At 73.0% G+C, this 3,727-nt stretch carries 3 protein-coding genes; all 3 read left to right on the forward strand.

Going from position 1 to position 3,727, the window contains the following annotated elements:
- Window positions 1-1,025: oxygenase MpaB family protein (locus G6024_RS07250; RefSeq protein WP_159148376.1), on the forward strand; the 1,025-nt coding region annotated here is incomplete at its 5' end.
- Window positions 1,026-1,228: 203 nt separating this feature from the next.
- Window positions 1,229-1,570 (forward strand): Cd(II)/Pb(II)-sensing metalloregulatory transcriptional regulator CmtR, encoded by a 342-nt coding sequence (cmtR, locus tag G6024_RS07255; RefSeq protein WP_067713415.1) that lies wholly within the window; start codon window positions 1,229-1,231, stop codon window positions 1,568-1,570.
- Complete coding sequence (locus tag G6024_RS07260) at window positions 1,567-3,555, forward strand: heavy metal translocating P-type ATPase (RefSeq protein WP_159148377.1); 1,989 nt, start codon at window positions 1,567-1,569, stop codon at window positions 3,553-3,555. Before cmtR ends, G6024_RS07260 begins: the two co-directional genes overlap by 4 nt.
- The last annotated feature ends 172 nt before the right edge of the window (window positions 3,556-3,727 follow it).

The raw sequence follows: 3,727 nt of genomic DNA on the forward strand, positions 1-3,727 counted from the left end.
TGCGCTCGGGCGAGCCCGGCGCCGTGAGCCGCCGCCGGCTCGACGAGGCCCTGACCACCGGCACGGCCGGCCTGCCCGAGGACACCGCGCCCGTCCTGCGCGAGTACATCGGGCGGCTCGAGGACACCCCGGACTGGGTCGACTGGGCCAGGATCGAGCGCGGCCAGAAGGTCTACCTGCGGCTGGGCCAGAACGCCGCCGACATCCTGCTGCAGCTCTCGCTCATCGGCGGCTACCGCTTCGGCGGCCCCACCGACCTGCTCGTGGCCACCGGCGGGCTGACCGGCAACACGACCCTGCGTCGCCTGGCCGAGACCAGCCACTGGACCATGTCGCTGTCGATCCCCGACGGGCTGCGCCCGGGCGGCGAGGCCTGGCGACTGACCGGCCACGTGCGGGCGATGCACGCGGTGGTCAACCACGCCATGGAGCCCCGCTGGGACACGGGCCACTGGGGCCTGCCGACCAACCAGAGCGACCTCGCCGCCACCCTGGGCCTGTTCGACGCCGTGGTCCTGCTGGGCGTGCGGACGCTCGGCGTGCCGGTGAGCCGACAGGACTCGGCCGACGTCATGCACGTGTGGCGCTACGTCGGCTGGCTGCTCGGGGTCGACGACGACTTCCTCGTCGAGCGCGAGAGCGAACGCCACCGCATCAACTACCACATCCTCCTGGCGCAGGCCGGGTTGTCCGAGGCGGGCCCGCAGCTCACGCAGGCGCTGGTCGAGGCGCAGCGCACCCGGCATCGCAGCGGCCCCTTCCCTCGCCTGCGCGCCCGCATCGGCCACGAGCGACTGCTGAGCATGCTCACCATGCTGCTGGGACGTGAGTCGATGCGCGAGTTCGGCCTGCCCGTCCGGCCGCCGTGGGCCCACGCCTATCTCGTCACGCTCAACACGCTGCGCTACCGCACGCCGTTCGGCCGCGCCCGGCTCGACGCGTGGGGCGAGCGGGTCCGCGACCGCGAGCGCAAGGAGACCTTCGGCGACTCCCGGCCCGACATTGGCCGCCCCGCCACCACCTGACGCCGGACTCCCCCTGAGGGGCCCGCCCCGACCCGCGCCCGCCTGCCCTCCCGCCTGCCTGCCTGCCGAGCAGAGGATTTCGCGCGTATCGCCCGAGAGACGGGTGCACGAATTCCTCTTGTCGGCGGGCTATGGCGGCGAGGAGGCCAGACAGCCGCCTGGTGGCTCAACGTCAGTTCAGCGTGCGTTGTACAGTTCAGCGTATGCTGACGCGTGCCACCCGCCTCGACGTGATGCATCGGCTCGGCCGCGCGATGGCCGACCCCACCCGGTCCCGGATCCTGCTGTGCCTGCTCGAGGGGCCCCGGTACCCGGCCGACCTCGCCCGCGAACTCGAACTGACCCGGCCCAACGTCTCCAACCACCTCGGGTGCCTGCGGGACTGCGGGATCGCCGTGGCCGCGCCCGAGGGGCGGCAGATGCGCTACGAGATCGCCGACCCGCACCTCGAGGCCGCACTCACCGCGCTGCTCGACATCACACTCGCCGTGGACCGCGACGCCGAGTGCGCGGTCTCCGACTGCCCCACGTGCGCGGCGTCATGACCTCCGCGTGCGGCTGCGAGGCGCCGGCGCCCGCCGACCCCGAGGAGAAGGACCGACCGTGGTGGAAGGACCCGGCGGTCCTCATCCCGGCCGCGTCCGGCGTCGCGTTCGTCTCGGGCCTCGCGGCAGAGTGGTGGGGGGCAGAGTGGTCGGGAGCCGGACCGGCCGGCCAGGCCCTGTTCTGGATCGGCCTGCTGCTCGGCGGGTCGACGTTCGCCCCGGCAGCGATCCGCGGGCTGCTCACCAGCGGCCGGCTCGGCATCGGGTTGCTCATGACCATCAGCGCCGTGGGCGCCGTGATCCTCGGCTACGTCGAGGAGGCCGCAGCCCTGGCCTTCCTCTACTCGATCGCCGAGGCGCTCGAGGACAAGGCGATGGACCGCGCCCGCTCCGGCCTGCGTTCCCTGCTGACGCTGGTCCCGGACACCGCCACCGTCCGCCGGGGTGCCCGCACCATCGAGATCCCCACCGCCGAGCTTCGTGTCGACCAGATGCTCGTCGTGGCCCCCGGCGAGCGCGTCGCCACCGACGGGATCGTGGCCCGCGGCCGTAGCAGCGTCGACGCCTCCGCGGTCACGGGCGAGTCGATCCCCGTCGAGGTCACGCCCGGCGACCGCGTCCTCGCCGGTTCGATCAACACCTCCGGCCTCCTCGACCTCACCACCACCGCCCCGGGCACCGACAACACGCTCACCACGATCGTCGGCCTCGTCGAGCGCGCCCAGACCGAGAAGGGCGACCGGGCCCGCCTCGCCGACCGGATCGCCCGCCCGCTGATCCCCGGGGTCCTCGTGCTGGCCCTGCTCGTCGCGGGCCTCGGCTCACTGCTCGGCGACCCGGAGCTGTGGATCACCCGCGCGCTGATCGTCCTGGTCGCCGCCTCGCCCTGCGCACTGGCGATCTCGGTGCCCGTCACCGTGGTCTCCGCGATCGGCGCGGCCAGCCGGTTCGGTGTCGTCGTGAAGTCCGGGGCGGCGTTCGAACGGCTCGGCACCATCCGTCACCTCGCGATGGACAAGACCGGGACCCTCACCCGCAACGAGCCCTCGGTCGTCCGCGTCCTCACCACCCCGAGCACCAGCGAGTCCGAGGTGCTGTCCCTGGCCGCGGCCGTCGAGGGCCACAGCACCCACCCGCTGGCGGCCGCCATCACCTCCGCCGCCCTCGCCGGGGCCTCCCGGCAGGACCCGGCAGACCCGCGGGTCTCCGCGCCGGGAATCGCAGACGCCGAGCACGTCGAGGAGTCCGCCGGGCACGGGATCTGCGGCACCATCGACGGACACCTCGTCACCGTGGGCTCACCACGCCGGCTCGCCGCCGGACAGCTCACCGGGCAAATCACGACCCTCGAGCACGAGGGCATGACCGTGGTGGTGGTCCACCGCGACGGCCGCCCGATCGGCGCCATCGGCATCCGCGACGAACTGCGGCCGGAGGTCCTCGTCGTCGTCGCCACCCTGGCCGACCACCACATCGGCGTGAGCATGCTGACCGGCGACAACCCACGCACCGCGGCCGCTCTCGGCGCGCAGGCCGGCATCGGTGACATCCGCGCCGACCTCTCGCCCGGCGACAAGGCCGACGCGATCGCCGAGCTCGCCCGCACCCGGCCCACGGCGATGATCGGCGACGGCATCAACGACGCCCCGGCACTGGCCACCGCGGACGTCGGCATCGCGATGGGCGCGACCGGATCCGACGCCGCGATCGAGTCCGCGGACGTGGCCTTCACCGGCACCGACCTGCGCCTCCTGCCCCGGGCCCTCGCCCACGCCCGCCGGGGCAGCCGGATCATCAACCAGAACATCGTCCTCTCACTGATCCTCATCACCGCCCTGGTCCCACTGGCGATCACCGGCGCCCTCGGGCTCGCCGCGGTGGTCCTGGTCCACGAGATCGCCGAGGTCATCGTGATCCTCAACGGGCTGCGGGCGGCGCGGATCCCCTCGGCACCTGCGGAGACGGCGCGCGCGCGTGAGGCCTGAACGCCTCAGTTCGCGCAGTTAGCCGATAACGGCTAATTCGTCACTTTTAGGTGTTTTCACCTTATGTCGGCGGTGTGTGGCACGATCGCCCCATGTACGTGGTGACCATCGACCAACGCCGCAGCCGCAGCAGCGCCGACCGGGTACCCGCCCTGATCGACGCACTGGCGGA

The organism is Dietzia maris, from assembly GCF_014144855.1.
Taxonomy (GTDB): domain Bacteria; phylum Actinomycetota; class Actinomycetes; order Mycobacteriales; family Mycobacteriaceae; genus Dietzia; species Dietzia kunjamensis.

Coding starts and splice junctions, on each gene's coding strand:
- G6024_RS07260 (WP_159148377.1), top strand. CDS start 1,567: ATGACCTCCGCGTGCGGCTGCGAGGCGCCGGCGCCCGCCGACCCCGAG.
- cmtR (WP_067713415.1), top strand. CDS start 1,229: ATGCTGACGCGTGCCACCCGCCTCGACGTGATGCATCGGCTCGGCCGC.